The sequence below is a fragment of the Roseovarius sp. MMSF_3359 genome, from assembly GCF_030733385.1.
GTDB lineage: Bacteria > Pseudomonadota > Alphaproteobacteria > Rhodobacterales > Rhodobacteraceae > Roseovarius.
The window spans coordinates 86,369-104,272 of sequence record NZ_JASHJC010000001.1 but is presented as its reverse complement, the minus strand read 5'-3'; the positions used below and the strand labels follow the sequence as shown (position 1 = coordinate 104,272).

Below are 17,904 nucleotides of genomic sequence, written 5' to 3'. Positions count from 1 at the left end.
GCTGGTCCAACAAGGTTGGTGCCTAAGTGCATTCACCACGTCTCGAGAGGTCGAGCTTCTCTATCACCTTCTCGATTTCCTCGACCGGCACAGGCCGCGACAACAGGAAACCCTGGACCTGGTTGCACTCGTTCTGGCAAAGCCAGTCAAATTGTTCCTGGGTCTCGACACCTTCTGCCACGACCGTTGCCCCGATTTGTTTGGCGAGCGTGAGGATAAGGCCGATGATGGGCCCAGTTTTGGGCAACTGGTTGATAAACGACTGGTCGATTTTCAGGCAGTTCAGCGGAAAACGGGAGATGTAGGAGAGGTTCGAATACCCCGTGCCAAAATCATCAATCGCGATGCGATACCCCATCTGTGCAATTTTCTCCAACTTCCCTTCGATCAGCCCGTGATCGCCGATGAGGACACTTTCAGTGATCTCAAGTTCAATCTTGCCGTCGGGGAAGTCGGGATGTTTGGAAAACTCGCGCAACGCCTCCATCAACCTCGCATCGTCAAACTGCCGGGGTGAAATGTTCAGCGAAAGTTCGACGTCGATGCCGGAGCGGTGCCACGCAATGGCCTGTTTGCACCCCATCTCCAGCACGAGTTGACCCAGCTCTTCGATCAGGCCGGTCTCCTCACAGATCGGAATAAATTCACCCGGTAGCACGATACCACGATCCGGATGCTGCCAGCGCACCAGCCCTTCAACCGAAACAACCCGGCCCGTGGCCAGGTTCACGCGCGGTTGAAAGTGCAGCACGAAATCACGCTCCTTGACCGAATTCTTGAGTTGCAATTCGACCAGATCGCGCGCCTGCGCCTTGCTGCCCATTTCATCGTTGAAGACCGTGACCCGGTTTCGGCCCGCCTGTTTGGATGCGTAAAGAGCGGTATCGGCTTCGCGCATCACCGCCGTGAAATCGGCAGAGACCGGCGAAAACATCGCGATGCCCATGCTTGCCGTGACACTCACGCGCATCGTGTCATGGGTGATCGGCCGCGACAGAACCTCAAGCAGGTTTTCGATCTTTGGCAGGAATTCCGCCTCACTCGGCACATCTTCGAACACGATGACAAACTCGTCCCCGCCAAGACGCACAAGCGTGTCATTGCTGCGGATCGCATCATTGGTGCGTGTGGCAATCCGCTGCAGAACAACATCGCCCAACTCGTGCCCCAGCCGGTCGTTGATCTGTTTGAAGTGATCGACATCGAAATAGAGCAGCGCGCAGCGTTCGGTTTTAAATTTCTCCAGCGCCGCCATGTGCCGGAGCAGGTAAGCCCGGTTGTAGCATCCGGTCAGTTGATCGCGATCCGCCAGGTACCGCGCCTTGTCGCGGGCAATCTTAAGTTCGCTGACATCAATGGCCGTGACCAGAATGGCCGGATCACCCGTGACCGCGTCCGAACACTGTTTAGCCGACAGGTCATACCAACGTTGCCCATTGTCCGCCTTTACCTTGGCCACCATCCGGTGTTCGCCACTGGTCGACATCTTGGCGACCAGCTTGTCATAATCGGTGTGATCGACGAACTTGTCCGAAATCTTCTGCATGACCTCTTTCGCCGCGTTTCGAGCGGCCGGGTTCATGTAGAGCGGCGGGCCGTCCATTTCGTAAAGCGTGATCATGACATCGGTGTGCAGCAACGCTTCGGCGCTGCGCAGGTTGTCGGGTTGGTCGTTCGCCTCGCCCAGAACCTCGCACTGCATGGCCATGCGTCCATCGGGCATCTCGAAGCCCCGATAGACCACCATCGCGCTTGTGGGCTTCCCCTTGGGATAGAGCGTCCACATCTCGTTGAAGACGGCATCGCGCTCCTGAAAATCGGCCTGGTACTGTTTCAACCGGTTCGCGACCGTCGAGGACATATCTTTGGCCAGATCGCGCTTGCGCAGATCGTCCTCGCTCTTGGCATCCCAAAGATGCACGGCGGATTGGTTGGCATAGGCGATGCGCGCATTGTCAATGTCATAGATCCAGACGGCCGTTTGCAACCGTCTGGCCAAGGCAAACGGATCGGATGCGGCGCCCGATACCTCGGACACCGCCTCCGACAGCGGCACAGAAGAGCCTAGATCAATTCTTTCGTTGCGCATGGCGACATCCGCCCGGTTGATTTAGGTTACGCCGCCTTGCTTTCCGCCTGTCCCAGTTCCGCCAGCGGCCGGTAACCGTGGGTCTGGGTCACATCGGCGATCCATCGTTCAACGGACGGGAAGTGGCTCAGGGTCAACCCGGCCTCTTCGAGGACATGCACATAGCCGAAGACGGCGATATCCGTGATCGAATAACCCGACGCCAGCATGAATTTCCGCCCGGCCAGGTGCGCATCGAGACGGAAAAGACCAGGCTCCGCCAGAGCCTGCCAATTTGTAATGTCATCGGCGCGCGCCTCGCGTTGCTCCGGTACGATCGTCGTGAAAAAGCGCGCGGGCGAGATGTAGGGTTCGAGTTTTGATTGCTCAAAGAACATCCATTGCAAAGCCTCGGCACGCTCGGCCCTATCCGCCGGCATAAGGTGGCTGCCATCCGCGAGATACCACAACATCGCATTGCTTTCGCCGATACCCTGACCGGCCTCGATTTCAAGATAGGGAACAACCCCCAGGGGGTTGATGGCCAGGTATTCAGGAGATTTCTGTTCCCCCTTCAACACGTCGATCAGGGTCAGATTAAATTCCTGCCCGAGCTGGTGCATCACCAGCCATGGTTTGAAGCAGTTCCCCGACCCCAGGCACGCATATAGTTTCACCACAAGAACAACCTTCCAACTGTTTCACTTCCCCCTCGCTATTGAGTCCTCGTTAAATCCAGCTAAATCCGCGCCCATTTGGAGAGTCGATTGATACTCAAATTGTTCCCATTTTCCGGCGTCACAGGGTCCGAATCATCGCCGGAGCCTTCCCGATCCCCGGGTTTCTCCGGATGAAATTCTTGTGAACGAACTGTTTCCGAGGGCCTGCTGCCGCCGCAGGAAGCCCTTTGCCACTCAATAAAACTTGGGGCGTGAGTCCGTTTACCATCATCGCGAAACACTCCGTTTCATTAACGGATTCTTAACCATTTTTTAAACATCCACCCGTATTTTTTATTTGGTTAACAAAGGGTTAACGAAAAAGAACAAACAAGAAACGCATTTTAATCAAATGTGGGAAAGGTTGTACCGGGGGTCATGTTACATCATTCAGACGTCGCTTTTTCACCGGCGATATTCGATCAGCCAATTGCGGAGCAGATCTGGCGCGCAAAGTACCAGTACAAGTCGCAAGGGCGCACATTGGACCATAATGTCGGCGACACCTGGCGGCGCGTGGCCGATAGCCTCGCACAATGCGAGCGGGCAGATGCCCGGAAAGAAATCGCGGATCAGTTCTATGCGGCGATGGAGGGTTTCCGGCTGCTGCCGGCGGGGCGTATCCTCTCCGGTGCGGGAACCAAGCGGCACGTGTCGCTGTGCAACACCTTCGTCATGCGGGCGATCCCGGATTCGATCGTCGGGATCATGGACACGGTCAAGGACGCGGCGCTGACGATGCAAATGGGGGGCGGGATCGGGTTCGATTTCTCCACGCTGCGCCCCAAGGGCAACGTGGTGCGCGGTCTGGATTGCCCGGCGGCAGGACCGCTGGCGGCGATGGATGTATGTGACGCGGTTTGCAAGATGCTGGTGACGGGCATGGGGCGTGGCGCGATGATGGCGACCATGCGTTGTGATCATCCGGACATCGAGGCGTTCATCGCCGCGAAAACCGATCCGATGCGCCTGCGGAACTTCAACCTCTCGGTGATGGTGACCGACCTCTTCATGCGGGCCGTCGACGCGAATGATAACTGGGATCTGGTGTGGAACGGAAAACCTGTCCGCCGGGTCAAGGCGCGCGCCCTGTGGCAGGCCATCATGGAACGTGCCTATGACGCAGCAGAGCCTGGCGTTCTTTTCATCGACCGGATCAACGCGGCGAACCCCTTGGGCTATCTTGAAGAGATCTCGGCGACGAATTCCTGCGCGGAACAACCGCTGCCACCGAACGGGACGTGTCCGCTGGCCTCCGTCAACCTCGCCCGATTGGTCACATCACCTTTCTGGCCTGATGCCCGTCTGGATACCGCGGAACTGCAGCGCCTTGTTGGGACGGCGGTACGGCTGTTGGACAATGCGCTTGAGACATCGGGGTTCGCTCTGGATGCGCAACGCAAGGAGGCCATGCAGAAACGGCGCATTGGCGTGGGTGTGACCGGTGTCGGGGACGCCCTCATCATGCTTGGCATCCGCTATGGCACACCCGAGGCGGCCAAAGTCGTGGGTTCCTGGATGCAGATCATTCAGAACGCAGCTTACCTGGCTTCCGCCGAACTGGCTGCCGAGCGCGGCAGCTTCCCGCTCTACGACCCTCAGCAACATCAGGCGCGCCCAGGCATTCAGGCGCTTGACCCTGACGTTCGCAAGGCAATCGCGGCTTATGGCTTGCGCAATGGCGTGCTGACCACGATCGCGCCAACCGGTACGATTTCGATGTTTGCTGGCAATGTGTCGTCGGGGATCGAGCCGGTTTTTGCCACTGCGTTCAAACGCAAGATCACCCGTCCGGATGGCAGCAAATCGGAAGAGCTTGTGGAAGATTACGCGGCCCTTCTTTTCCACAAGATGTTCGGCAAGGACACGCCGCTGACCGATGCATTTGTGACGATGAAGGATTTGCGCCCGGACGAGCATGTGCGGATGCAGGCCGCGGCGCAACGCTGGGTCGACAGCGGTATCTCGAAAACCGTGAACTGTCCCGAGAACATCCCGTTCTCGGCCTTTGAAGACGTCTACCTTCAGGCTTACGAGGCATGGTGCAAAGGGTGCACGACCTACCGGCCAAATGCCATAACCGGTTCGGTGCTTTCGTCATGAAAACGTCTGCAACGCCGCCGCCGGGCCCACCGATCCGTGCCGATTGGGTGCCAACGCACCGGCACCGAAAGGGCGGTCTTTACCGGTTTATCAGCCGCGGTATCCTGGAGACCGACCGTAGTCCCGTTGTCATCTACGACGACGCTCAGGGGACGGTCTGGGTCAGGCCGACGAGCGAGTTCGAAGATGGCCGGTTCGAGATGCTGAACCGGTGACACATCGTCAGCAGCGGCGCAGCTTAGGTGACCACCTGGCGTTTGCCTGGATCGGCGCTTCGTTTTGTCCTTGATTGATTAGCGCGCACTTCAACCGGCTTGCAACCTCAGGTCGGCCGCATCTCTGTAACAATGCAGGACCGGCCTATTCCACTGGCAAGTCGTCGAAGCTGTGACGGCCACCAAACGGCCCTTTTGGAATGCGCTGGACCGGCTGGTGCCGTCAGCGTTCGCCAAAGGCATTATCGAAGGAGCGTTTGATCGGCTTCATCAGGTAGGCCAGCACGGTCCGCTCATCTGTCACGATCTCGGCAGAGGCGCCCATTCCCGCCTGAAGCTCCCGTTGCCAAACACCGCTGCCAATGGCTTCCTGCTCCAATGCGACTGTCGCCCGGAAGTGACCAGCGCCGGTTTGTTCATCAATGACCGAGTTTGGGGAAATACTGCTGATCCGGCCTGCGACCTGACCGAAACGACGGGGATCGAAAGTGTCAAATTTCAGCGCCACCGTATCGCCTCGCTTGATGTGACCGATGTCCACCGGGTCGATCTTGAGTTGTGCAACCAGTTGCGGCCCCGAGGGCATCAGTTCGAAAAGGGTTGTGCCAGTGGCAATCACTTCGCCAGGATTCGGAAAGCCAACCGCGTGGATCACGCCGGATTCAGGCGCACGGATTTCCAATGAGGCCTGCCGTTGTCGCAGCGCGTTTTCGCGTAGCGTCAGTTGCGCCACCACCTGTTCAAGGTCAAAAATCTCCTTGTTCGTCTGTTCCATCAGCGCGATGCGCGTCTGCTCCAGCGGGGCGCTTGCGCTGCCAAGCTCCTTGGCCGCCTGCGACAGGCGAATGTCGATCTCGATCAGGCTGGCCCGCAATTGATCCAGGCTGTCCTGCTGCCTCTCCAGATCACGGAGCGGCGTCAGGTTTTCCCCAAACAGACGCTCTGCACGGTCGACCCGCTTCTTGCGTTCCTCGATACGTTCAAGCGTCAGGGAGCGCGCATTTTTGAGCGTCGATTGCGTGTGTTGCAGGTGTTTCTCGAGTTTTTGCTGAACCGCATATTGGTCCGCAAATAGCTCCAGCCGGGCGATGGCGTAGGACAGATCGACCGGCGCCATGGCAGCGATTTCATCCGGAGCAATCATCCGCCCTGAGCTGGCCACTTTCGCGATCACGCGCAAATTTTGCAATCGCAATTCCTGGGCGTTCCTCTCCCGGCTGACATCCTGCCACTCCTGTTCCAGCGTAGCGGACGCAAGGACGGTCAAGACCTGCCCGACCGCAACACTGTCCCCCTCTTCGACGAGAACCGCCCTCACGATGCCCTGTTCGGGCGCTTGTACTTGCTGGTAGTTACCTGTGGGGAGCAATTCTCCTTGGGCGCGCACCAGTTCCGGCACCGTCGTCGCGGTCGCGAGCCAGATAGCGCCCGCGATGAAACCCGCGATCGTGATGATGATGATTTTTGCCGTTCCCGCACCACGTTGCGCGTTGCGCGCTTCGGCGCGAGCGATCACACCGTCGGTGTTTGGGCGATTTTTCCAGTTCATGGCGTCATCTACCTCCGAGTTTGTTCTGTATCGCGGTCAGTTTCTTTCGCCCCGCAGCGCCGGTGTCATTGGCCACGATCCGGCCCTGGTCCAGGTAAACGAAACGCTCACCCAAGGAGATCAGGCTGGGATCGTTGGTTGCCACCAGGATCGTTTTCGAGGTTTTCAGCCGGGCAAGCTCGCTGGCCAATGCGTCCTTGCGCGGCTGATCCAGACCCGCCGATGGGTCATTGAGCAAAAGCACCGGCCCCTCCCGCACGAGACTGCGGCACAATGCGAGTGATCTCAGCATGGTCGGCGAAAGGCTTCCGCGAAAGGCTTCGGAAAGGCGGGTATGGATGCCATCGGGGAACTTCCGCACTTCGTCCATCAACTGCATCGCTTCCAGCGCGGCAATCATGTCTGTCTCGCTCAGGCTGGGCGAGGCAAGGCGGAAATTTTGATAGATCGTGCCGTAAAAGAGCTCGGTCCGCGACTGCTCATAGGTGATGGACCGCCGCAGATCGTCCACTGCTATCTGGCGCACATCGACACCGTCAAGCTGGATTGATCCAATGCTGGGCTGCCGAAAACCGCAGATGAGGTCAAAAAGCGTTGTCTTGCCGCTGTTGCTGTCGCCGCAGACGACCACGAACTCTCCGGCGGCGATATCCAATGACACCTGAGACAGAACCGCCGATGTCGTGGCGTCGTAGCGATGGGTCACGCCGCTTATGGTCACCTGCCCGTTAAAGGCCTTCTGGTGGTTCTGTCCGATGCCGCGAACCACCTCTTCAGGCAGGGCAAGGACACGGTCGCTTTGTTGCTTGCTTGCGACGAAGGAGAGGATTTGCGGCGCGTTGGAATAGAGGGCCTGAAGCGGGGTCAGCACCTTCCAGACCAGCGCCATAACCGCAATCAGGGCGCCAAAAGTGATGCTGCCCTCGATTGCGCCCAGGGCACTCATTGCCACGGCGCCAATCCCGGCGATGGCCATCAAGGTCTGCCCAAAGGCTTGTGAGACCAGGTTGAAATTGCTCGCCTTGCGGGCGGCTTGCGCGGCCTGTCGGGCCAGAACGGCATTTCGATCCCGCCAACGATCGACAAGGCCCAGCCTTTGGATGGCACGTTGTTTCTCGGTCGCCTCGAAGACGTGACTATGCAGTTGTGTCTTGCGTTCCGCGGCCTGGGCGTTGAGGGCCTTTTGTTTCGGCAGGTTCAGCCAGATGGCAAAACCGAAGATGACCGACAACCCGATGACGAGCCATGCAACCGGCGGGCAAAGGATGAAAAGGACAATCAGAAAGATGAAGATGAAGGGGAGGTCCAGCAGCGTCGTCATCGTCTGGCCGCTGAAGACATCCCGCAGGCTTTCGAACTGCCTGAAACGGGACAATTGCTGCTCGACATCGGATTTCTGGATCTGGTCGATCGGCAGGGCAAGAAGTTTGCGGAAAAGTGCCAGTCCCATCCGGTGCTCGGTGCGCCGCCCCATGAAGGCGACGGCGCTTGACCTTGCGTATCGGAAACCGCAATCGGCCGCCAGGGCCAGCAGAACCGCCAGCACCAGCGAAAAGACAAGGTCAACCGACCCGGAGGGAATAACCCGGTCGTAAATGACCATGATGAGCAAAGGCGTGGCCAGGCCGGCCAGGTTGGACATGAATGATGCAAAGACCAGCCAGGGAAACAACCCGCTGAATTCCCGGGTGATTTGCGAAAACCCGACGGTTTCGTCAACTTCCTGGTTGCTGTCGAACCGCTCCAACCGGACCAGAAGGCCGCTGGCATTGCCCAACTCGCGCCAATCCGGTGTTTCTTCTTCGATGTCGCAGGCCAAGACACTGTCGCCCGCACGTTCGAACATCGCGACAACCGCGCCATCGTCTTGGATAAAGAGCGCAGGGCAGTCTTTGGACTGTATCTGGCTCGAACTGCACCTTTGGGAGGCGATCGGGACACCGAGATTTTCGAGTGTCTTGATCATGTCGTCCGCACTCAGCGTGTCGGACATATGCGGCACCGCTTCAAAAAGCCGGTTGTGATTACTGTGCCATCCCGCGGCAGACATGACGCGGTCGAGGATATTGATAGCAGATGGCAAGGTGTTTTCCATCATCCGGCCCTCTTCTCAACGGTTTCCTGCTGGGCACTTTCGCTGTCTTCGGCCGTATCTGCATCCCATTCGCGGACCAGCATTTCCGTGCTGGTTTCGAGGTGTATGCGGGTGTCGGCCAATTGGGTCAGCGCGCCATCGGTACTGGAGATGACTATCGTCGTGTGTCCTTTGAGATTTTCGAGGACATCGGCGAGTTTCGACCGGGTCGCATCATCCATCGTGACCGTGACATTGTTCAGCAGCAGAACCCGGGGACGCAGTGCCAACGCCCGAACGATGGTCACGGCTTGCAGGAAATTCTGGTTGTTCAGCAGCGCCCTGCTTTCGTGAATTGGGGTGTTGTAGCCCATGGGCAGACGGTGAAGAATTTTATCCAACCCAAGCTGTTCGGACAGTCGCAGCGATCGCTCGATCACCTCGCCATCGCCAAAGGACGAGATGTTTTCCAGCACGGTTCCGGCGAACGTCACGGGGTTCTGATCGCAATAGACGATGCCGCCCGCCCCACGCAGGTTCGCAAACCGGTCCGCAGGTTCACCATCAATCAGGATGTCCCCCTCCGATGGCGACAATTCGGCCAGGATCAACTTCATCAAGGTTGATTTGCCGGACCCGCTATGACCGTCCAGTACCAGACATTCCCCCGATTGCACTTCCCCATGAATGCCCTGGAAAAGATACTCCTCCCGGTCATGGTGTTTCATGCCCAGGTCATCGAACAGGATTTGCCCCTGCATGTCCGGCTGAAGGGTTGTCATCACCGGTCGCTGCGGCGCATCGCAAGCCTCGGCAATCTTGGCCTTGGCCATCGACAGACTCTCGGATTGCGCCCAGAGGCTCAGGGCTTTCAACATGGGTTGAACCGTGCGGCCATTGAGGAGCATGCATGCCGCAAGTTCGGCAATGCCGATATGGGATGTGATGACAAGGTAGCCGCCCAAGAGGCCCATACCCGCCACAGCCATCTGCGAAAACAGCGCGCCAAATGTTTGCGAAAAGCCCGAAAAGAGGATGACATCGTGGCTGATATCAACGGTCTGCTCCTGCAAAAGCTCATAACGCCGCTGCATTTGCGGCTCCATCGTATTCGCTTTCAGCGTTCTGATCTGCGACAACACTTCGACCAGAAAGGAGTATCGTCGGCTATCCAGGGTCTTGCGCCGGTCGAACACCTTGGATTGCGCCCGTGTTAGGGCCGTTTTGAAAAGCAAGAGCAGCGCGAGACTTGCCAGGGGAACAACAACAAGCCAACCGCCGATCATCGCGATCATCGCGACAAAGATCACCGTAAACGGCAGGTCAATCGACAGCGCCCGCGCCTGCCCGCCATAATGCCCGCGCAGTTGCGATATTGCACTCAACCGATCAAGGTGAGAGGCTGGCGTTGTCTTGCGAAACTCTTCCGGGTCTGCGTTCAGGGTCGCATCGACGAATTTTTCACTCAGTTTTATCTCAAATTGCTCGGCTTTACCGCCGAGCAAAACCGCCCGTGCCCATTTCAGAGCGAATTCGAGCAGGGCGACGACACAAAGGCCGACAAAGAGGTAGAACAGGGTTGCCGTCGCCGCGAACGGGATCACCCGGTCAAAGACCTGCAGCACCACCAAAGGCAGCGCCAGCGCCAGTAAATTAAGGCTTAGCGTGGCCGCAAAGACCGTGAAGCCGATCCGCGGCGGAGGCACGGGCAAAGACTGAACTGAGTCCGGTTTATTCACAAATCGAATCCTTCATCACCGGCCTTACCTATGAAGGATCAAGGTTTCTTAATTCCTTAGCTTTCCTGGTTTTTGCATTGGATTTGAGTCGAATGCGCCGGTGAAGTTCGTTGCGATTAAATTTTTCTTTTCAATAATCCGCCATTGGTTTGCCCACCTAGACGCGCAGGAGACGTTATGGAAGATCACGCTTTTGATGAAGGTGGCTCGGAAGAAGTTCAGCCTCAGTCCGATGACTTGAAGAAAAAGGCCGCAGCGCAATCCAAGCAGGCGGCCCAGCATAACCCCGAAGATCAAAGTCGGGGCGCCCTGCATTACGGCGAAGATCATGAGGGGGAGACATCTGGCTCGGCGTATCAGGATGCTGCCGCGCCGCAGGAAGCCTCTGCGCAAAAACCTCAGGATGACAGTGAACCGTCAGCCGCGGGCACTACCCACACAGCACCATCCGACGCGCCAGCCAGCGGCACCAATGCCGATGTCACCGGTGATGAAGACGATGTGCAGGACCAACGGACGACCGGGACCCGAGACACCGGAGAACGTAACAGCACTCCGCAAGCCGACACCGCGCAAGCAGCGCCTGCGCGCTCTGCGACGGCGCAGCAATCCGGCAGTGCAGACACCGCACCGACCACCGATGACGGGCCCGCGACCGAGGCCAATGGTGAGGCCGCCGAACAAGAAGAGGCCGCGCCCGAAGAAACCACCGCAGAGAATAGCGCGCCCACCAGTGTGTGGATGTCCAACACGGCGGTTGCAGAAAACGCCGAAGGCGCAATCGTGGGCGAGCTTTCCGTGTCGGATCAGGACAGGGGCGACAGCCATACCTACACCCTGTCCGATGAGCGTTTCGAAGTCGTGGATGGGTTCGTCAAACTCAAGGACGGCATCAGCCTCGACCATGAGGAGATACAAAACCTGACCCTCGACGTGACCGCGACCGATGACGCGGGCGCCTCCGTGACGCAGAGTTTCGAGATCGCGGTTACCGACATGAACGAAGCACCGGTTGAAATGGCGCTGTCGAACCACGCGCTTGCCGGAAATGCCGACGGCGCCGTTGTCGGCACCCTGTCGGTCACCGACCAGGATATTGGCGACAGCCACAGCTTCGCGGTCTCCGATGATCGGTTCGAGGTGGTCGGAAACGAGGTCAAGCTCAAGGAGGGGGGCACCCTTGATCCGGATGAGGCGGCGAACCTGACGCTTGACGTCACCGCCACGGATTCAGGTGGTGCGAGCATTGTCCAGAGTTTTGATATCGCGGTCGCAGACGTCCCCGATACGTCGATCGGCACCGGATTTCACGCGCGCTATTTCGACATGAACCAGACGATCCGTTCGATTGACGATGTCGATTGGAACGGCGATGTCACCCATCAGGAACTGGTTGACGACATCAATTACACCAATAGCCGCAATTCTTTCTGGGAGAACGGCTCGAAGGATACATTTGGGGTCCAGATCACCGGCAATATCGAGGTCGAAGAAGGCGGCACATTCGATTTTCATATCGGTGGTGACGACGGGGTCGTGCTCTACATCAACGGTCAGGAAGTCGTTGATAATGACGGTCTGCATGGGTTTCGGACCCGCTCCGGTGAGATTGATCTGGAACCCGGTACTCACGTGATTGAGGTCCGGTACTTTGAGAACTACGGCCATGCGGGGCTGAAAGTGGAATGGGAGGGGCCCGGGCTCGACGGGCGCGAATTGCTGACCCCGCCGGGGGTCGACGACCTGCACACGGTCAACGGGATGCCGCTGAACCTGAACCTCGACACGGGTGCGGGGCAGCTGTCGGACGGGACAATCAGCCAGATGATCGACGGGCTGCCACCGGGAACAATCGTTCAGGCTGGCGATCACATGGTGGAGGTCGGCGAGAACGGCACCGCCGACATCACCGATTGGGACACGTCGATGATGCAGATCACCCCACCGGTTGATTTCACCGGGACGGTCAATGCGCAGGTCACCACCGAAGTCACGATGGAAAACGGGGATACCGCCGTGTCGGCGCAGGAGCTTTCGTTTGATGTGGACCAGGCCGATATCACCCCGCCCGAGATGACCCTGCAAGGCGGGTTTCGGGCCAGCTACTTCGATGTCGATCACAGCCTCAGCCGGTTGGATCAGATCAATTGGGATGCCGATCCCACCAAGGAGGAGATCGTCGGCGAGGTGAACTACAAGAATGGCCGTGACTCGTTCTGGGAGGGTGGTGACGACGATACCTTTGGCGCCCGCATCACCGGCGAGATAACCGTGGAAGAAGGGGGAAATTATGATTTCTTCATTGGCGGCGATGATGGCGTTGTTCTCTACATCAACGGTGTTGAGGTCATCGATAATGACGGGCTGCACGGGTTTCGGACACGCTCCGGCGAAATTGACCTCGAACCCGGCACTCATGAGGTCGAAATCCGGTATTTCGAGAATTACGGACATGCCGGCCTGAAGCTCGAATGGGACGGCCCCGATACGGATGGGCGTGAGCTTGTTACCGCAGACACGGATCTGGCTGTTCCGGAAAACGGCACATTGGAAATGGGTCTGTCAATCTCGGACATGGGCGACGACAGCAGTGTCATCGTCTCCGGCATCCCCGCCGACACGATCCTTGTCAGCGGCGAGGATTCCATCGTGGCCGATGGGTCCGATCTCGATCTCTCCGGTTGGGATCTGGATATGGTCGAACTGATGCCACCGCCCGGTTTCGAAGGGATCATTTCGGCGGAGTTCGCCTATGCCGATACCGCGTTCAACGGCGAGCCAATCGAAGCAACCCGTAGCTTCGAGATCGAGGTTGGCGACATCAGCAATGCCCCATCCGGCCAAGGTGGGGATGAAGATGTTTTCCTGGCGGACGCGGATGACAATTCAGGCAACCAGGGCTGGGCGGGTGATCAAGCAGAGCCGCGCGATGACGATGCCGATCACGAACGCGACGACGATGTCATGGATGAACCCGTATCCGAATCGGGCAGTTCCGAGCAATCACACGAGATGACGGACAGCTACGAACGCAACGATTGGTAGCCTGCCATCGCAACCGCCCGGACGGATATGGCCTCCACTCTCTTTGACCTTGCCGGTCGGGCGCCGATCCGCCCGACCCTGGCGATACATTCTGACCGCAGGGCCATTCCCGTCCTCCTGCACCTCAATCCCAAAGAGGCCTGGTTGTCGGCTCAAAAGATGCCCGTTGAAACTGTGTGACGCGAAGTAACTTCGTTCTCGGACACCGCAGCTGTGCCACATCTCGCCAGATGGCTGTACACTGAGGTAAACAGGCAAGCGGGATGTTTGGCACATGAAGATCACCGTCAATGGAAAAGCCCATGAGGTGGATGTCGAAGACGACATGCCACTTTTGTGGGTGTTGCGGGATGAGTTGGGCATAAAGGGCGTTAAATACGGTTGCGGCGTGGCGCAATGCGGCGCCTGCACGGTCCATATGAATGGCGAAGCGGTCAGGTCCTGCCAGGTCACCGCGGACATGTTCGACGGGGCCGAGGTCACGACCATCGAAGGCCTCGGCACGCCCGATGCGCTGCATGCGGTACAGGCCGCGTGGATCGACCATCAGGTCGCGCAATGCGGCTATTGCCAGTCCGGTCAGATCATGCAGGCGGCGGCACTTCTCGCCACGAACACATCACCCACAGACGGCGATATCGACGACGCGATGCGCGGCAATCTCTGCCGCTGCGGCACCTATCCGCGCATTCGCGAGGCGATCAAATCGGCGGCCAGAACCTTGCGGGGTCAATGACATGGCAAGGCTGGGAACAATCGCACGCCGCAGCTTCCTCGTCGGAGCGGCCGCCATCGCCGGCGGGATCGCCTTTGGCACCTATGTGGTCATGCGGCCCCATGACAATCCGCTTGAGGATCTGATCGGGGAAGGTGACGCGACCTTCAACCCGTTTGTCAAAATCTCGAAAGATGCCGTGACCCTGATCGTCCCGCATACCGATGTAGGTCAGGGCGCCCGCAGCGTGCAGGCGATGTTGATCGCCGAGGAGATGGATATCGCACTGGATCAGGTCACACTCAGCCCCGGCATCCCGTCCCCGGCTTATTATAATGATGGCGGTGTAGACGAGGCGGTTCCCTACTCCCCGGTCGATACCGGCCTGATCGCAACCTCCCTGCGCGGCGCAGCCAGCAGCGCGGTCAAGGCCCTCGGGGTCATGTCAACGGGCGGCTCGACAACCGTGCCCAACCAGTTCACCAAACTCCGCGAAGCCGGCGCCATGGCCCGCGAAACCCTCAAACTCGCGGCGGCCCAAAAGACCGGCGTGGCGGTTGCTGACCTGAGAACCGCCGATGGGGCGGTCATTCTGCCGGATGGTACTCGTTTGGCCTACACGGACCTTGCGGCGGAGGCAGCCAACATCACGCCGGTCAAGGACACGCCTTTGCGTGATCCCTCCGAATGGCGGTTGATCGGCAAACCGGTGCAGCGGACCGATATCGTCGCCAAATCCACCGGCACGCTTGAATTTGGCATCGACCTTGAGTTCGACGGGATGCTGCATGCGGCGGTCCGGCGCAATCCGCGCATTGGTGGCGCCATGAAGAGCTATGACGCCAGCGCGGCGGAGCGTATGCGCGGCGTCACCGGGATCGTCCCGATCGAGGGGGGCGTGGCGGTCTTGGCCGACAATACCTGGCGCGCGATCCAGGCCGCGGAAGCCATCGAAATCGAATGGGGCCCGGCCCCCTATCCGGCGGAGATGGACGCGCATTGGCAAGCGGTCGAGGACAGCTTTGTCGAAGAACGGCTCGACTCGACCCGCCGTGACGATGGGGACACGGAGGCCGCGTTGGCGGCACCCGACGGCACCGTCATCGAAGCCGAATACCGCGCGCCATACCTGGCGCATGCGCCGCTTGAACCCCTCTCGGCGGTGGTTCTGGTGGGGCCTGAGCGGGTCGATGTCTGGGCGGGATCACAACTGCCGATCTTTCATCGCGACAACGTTGCAGGCGTGGTGGGGGTCGATCCCGAAAAGGTGCATCTGCATAACCAGTATTGCGGCGGCAGCTTCGGCTTGCGCCTTGAGGATAGCCACATCCGCACCTGCGCAGAGATTGCCATGGCGATGCCCGGCGTTCCGATCAAACTCACCCATAGCCGCGAAGAGGATTTTGCCCAGGATTTCCCGCGTCCGCTTGGGATCGGGCGCATGCGGGGCGTTGCGCGGAACGGCAAGGTCGATACCCTTGACCTGGGCATCGCGGGGCCGGGGCTTCTGGCCTCGCAATTCGGCAGGTCGCCCAGCATCCCGACACCGCCGGGGGCCGATGGTGCCCTGATCCAGGGGACCTGGGATCAACCGCTGGCGATCCCGAACTTCAGGGTGCGCGGCTATCGCACGCCGCTGGACGCACATGCGCCGGTCAGTTCATGGCGATCGGTCGGGTCATCGGCAAACGCCTTCTTCCTCAATTCGGCGCTGGATGAGGTCATCCTCGCCGCCGGGGGGGATCCGCTCGAGGAACGCTTGCACCTGATCGACGATGCGCCGTCCCGCAAAACGGTCGAGGCCGTGGCAGAGATGTCCGGATGGGGTACGGATCCTGGGCCGAACCGGGGCCGCGGTATTGCATTTTGCATGTCCTTCGGCGCACCAACGGCGGAGGTTGTCGAAGTGACGATGACGGCGGATGGCATCCGGATCGACAAGGTATTCGTGGCGGCGGAGGTGGGCATCGTGGTCGACCCTGTCAATTTCGAAAATCAGGTCATGGGTGGTGTCATCTGGGGCCTGGGGCATGCGATGAACTGCGAAATCACCTATTCGGATGGCATGGCAGAGCAGGCAAACTACTATGATTTCGAAGCGATGCGGATCAACCAATGCCCCGAAATCCATGTCCGTGGCCTTGAGAACGGCGACAAGGTCCGGGGCATCGGCGAACCGCCTGTCCCGCCCGCCGCTCCCGCCCTTGCAGGGGCCATCTTCGCCGCGACCGGCCAGCGATTGCGCGAGATGCCGTTCAACAAGTTCATCGACTTCGCCTGAGGGCTGCGGATGGCAGGCGCAAGGGCCTACGAATTGTAAATCGGGTGCGCCTCACACAGACGTGCGGTCACCGACTGCGCGGCACCTAATCGTGCTGCGCGATTGCTCTCGTCGGAGGTCAACAGTTCCGCGATGACCCGACCGAGTTCCTGAAACTCCGCCTGCCGGAACCCGCGCGTGGTGGCCGCAGAGACGCCAAGCCTGAGACCCGCCCAGTTGTTCGGGTTCGCATCATCGAAGGGGATCGGGTTCTTGTTACTGGTGATATGGGCCTCGTCCAATAGCGCCTCGGCCACGCGGCCGGGCATCCCAATCGTGGACAAATCCAACAAAGCAACATGCGTGTCGGTCCCGCCCGCGACGAGCTCTATGCCGCCCGCTTGCAAGACGCGGCAAAGGGTGTCGGCATTTTCCACGACCTGGCGGGCGTAGCTGCGGAATTCGGGCTGCAATGCCTCGCCCAGGCTCACTGCCTTGGCCGCCAGAACCTGCGTATGCAGGCTGCCTTGCACGCCCGGAAAAACCGATGATTGCAGTTTCTTGCCCCACGCGTCCTCCCGCGCGAGGATCATCCCACCGCGCGGACCGCGCAGGGTTTTCGTCGTGGTGCAGGTGACAATATCCGCATAAGGAATGGGCGACGGATGAACACCCCCCGCAACCAGCCCCGCGATATGGGCCATGTCGACCATGAAAACGGCACCAACCTCCCGCGCGATTTCGGCCATCCGCGCAAAATCCAGGGCGCGGGGATAGGCAGACCCGCCGGTGATGAGGAGCTTCGGCCTGAGCGCCCTCGCCTGCGCTGCCACCTGATCGTAGTCGATCAGGCCGGTGTCTCGATCAACGCCGTAGTGATGCGCCTCGAACCAACGCCCCGACAGGTTTGCGCCCAACCCGTGGCTCAGGTGCCCCCCTGCCGCCAGATCGAGGCTCAACACCTTGTCGCCGGGGGAGAGCAGCGCAAAGAAGACCGCCAGGTTGGCCTGGCTGCCGGAATGCGGCTGCACATTGGCATAGGCGCACTCGAATAGCTGGCAGGCCCGATCAATCGCGGCCTGCTCCACGATATCGACATTCTGGCCACCGCCGTGGAACCGCGCGCCCGGATAGCCTTCGAGGGTCTTGTTGGTCATCTCGTGGCCAAGGGCATCGAGGACCGCGCGGCTCACGATGTTTTCCGAGGCAATCAACTCGATCTGATTCTGTTGGCGCGTGAGTTCCTGGCCCAATGCCGCAGCAATCGTCGGATCGGTGCGGGCGAGAGCAGAGGTGAAATGGTCGGTCATCGGGTCGGCTTTCGAATGGGGATTAGGTACCGGTCAAGCGGCACCGCAGGTCAGTGGATGCCTGCATTTCGACCATGGTAAGGCTTTTCGCGCAAATGAGTTTTACT

11 protein-coding genes are annotated in these 17,904 nt (G+C 59.4%); 5 read left to right on the top strand and 6 right to left on the bottom strand.

Annotated features, from left to right (window positions below; all coding sequences use genetic code 11):
* Positions 1-22: 22 nt before the first annotated feature.
* Positions 23-2,089, bottom strand: coding sequence for a bifunctional diguanylate cyclase/phosphodiesterase (locus RBB29_RS00460; RefSeq protein ID WP_306113186.1), 2,067 nt, complete (start codon positions 2,087-2,089; stop codon positions 23-25).
* A gap of 26 nt (positions 2,090-2,115) precedes the next feature.
* Entirely contained in the window at positions 2,116-2,745 is a 630-nt protein-coding gene (locus RBB29_RS00455; protein WP_306113185.1) for a glutathione S-transferase family protein, read from the bottom strand.
* Positions 2,746-3,165: 420 nt separating this feature from the next.
* Here RBB29_RS00455 and RBB29_RS00450 point away from each other — a divergent pair, with 420 nt between their 5' ends.
* Together RBB29_RS00450 and RBB29_RS00445 are read left to right on the top strand one after the other, a co-directional pair.
* Positions 3,166-4,890: an adenosylcobalamin-dependent ribonucleoside-diphosphate reductase gene (locus RBB29_RS00450; protein WP_306113184.1), complete on the top strand. Its 1,725-nt coding sequence runs from the start codon at positions 3,166-3,168 to the stop codon at positions 4,888-4,890.
* Complete coding sequence (locus RBB29_RS00445; protein WP_306113183.1) at positions 4,887-5,105, top strand: DUF1653 domain-containing protein; 219 nt, start codon at positions 4,887-4,889, stop codon at positions 5,103-5,105. Before RBB29_RS00450 ends, RBB29_RS00445 begins: the two co-directional genes overlap by 4 nt.
* A 223-nt stretch (positions 5,106-5,328) precedes the next feature.
* Here the strand turns inward: RBB29_RS00445 and RBB29_RS00440 are convergent, their stop codons facing one another.
* The 3 genes from RBB29_RS00440 to RBB29_RS00430 are packed head-to-tail and all read right to left on the bottom strand — an operon-like array spanning position 5,329 to position 10,467.
* Positions 5,329-6,654 carry an HlyD family type I secretion periplasmic adaptor subunit gene (locus RBB29_RS00440; protein ID WP_306113182.1) on the bottom strand — a complete coding sequence of 442 codons (1,326 nt, stop codon included), beginning with the start codon at positions 6,652-6,654 and terminating at the stop codon, positions 5,329-5,331.
* A 4-nt stretch (positions 6,655-6,658) separates the two neighbouring features.
* Complete coding sequence (locus RBB29_RS00435) at positions 6,659-8,752, bottom strand: peptidase domain-containing ABC transporter (protein WP_306113181.1); 2,094 nt, start codon at positions 8,750-8,752, stop codon at positions 6,659-6,661.
* On the bottom strand, positions 8,749-10,467 hold the full coding sequence (locus tag RBB29_RS00430) for an ABC transporter transmembrane domain-containing protein (protein WP_306121084.1): 1,719 nt from the start codon (positions 10,465-10,467) through the stop codon (positions 8,749-8,751). Before RBB29_RS00430 ends, RBB29_RS00435 begins: the two co-directional genes overlap by 4 nt.
* Positions 10,468-10,644: 177 nt before the next feature.
* On the opposite strand from RBB29_RS00430, the gene RBB29_RS00425 reads away from it, so the two are divergent.
* The 3 genes from RBB29_RS00425 to RBB29_RS00415 all read left to right on the top strand — a co-directional run bounded on the left by RBB29_RS00425 (position 10,645) and on the right by RBB29_RS00415 (position 16,508).
* Positions 10,645-13,512: a PA14 domain-containing protein gene (locus RBB29_RS00425; protein ID WP_306113179.1), complete on the top strand. Its 2,868-nt coding sequence runs from the start codon at positions 10,645-10,647 to the stop codon at positions 13,510-13,512.
* Positions 13,513-13,786: 274 nt separating this feature from the next.
* Positions 13,787-14,248, top strand: a complete 462-nt coding sequence (locus RBB29_RS00420; protein WP_306113178.1) for a (2Fe-2S)-binding protein — start codon at positions 13,787-13,789, stop codon at positions 14,246-14,248.
* 1 nt (position 14,249) lies between these two features.
* The gene (locus RBB29_RS00415; protein ID WP_306113177.1) at positions 14,250-16,508 is read left to right on the top strand and encodes a xanthine dehydrogenase family protein molybdopterin-binding subunit; all 2,259 of its coding nucleotides are present in this window, start codon (positions 14,250-14,252) and stop codon (positions 16,506-16,508) included.
* Positions 16,509-16,534: 26 nt separating this feature from the next.
* On the opposite strand, the gene glyA is transcribed toward RBB29_RS00415, so the two are convergent.
* A complete protein-coding gene (glyA, locus tag RBB29_RS00410) occupies positions 16,535-17,797 on the bottom strand; it encodes a serine hydroxymethyltransferase (protein ID WP_306113176.1) in 1,263 nt (420 codons plus the stop codon).
* Positions 17,798-17,904: the final 107 nt, after the last annotated feature.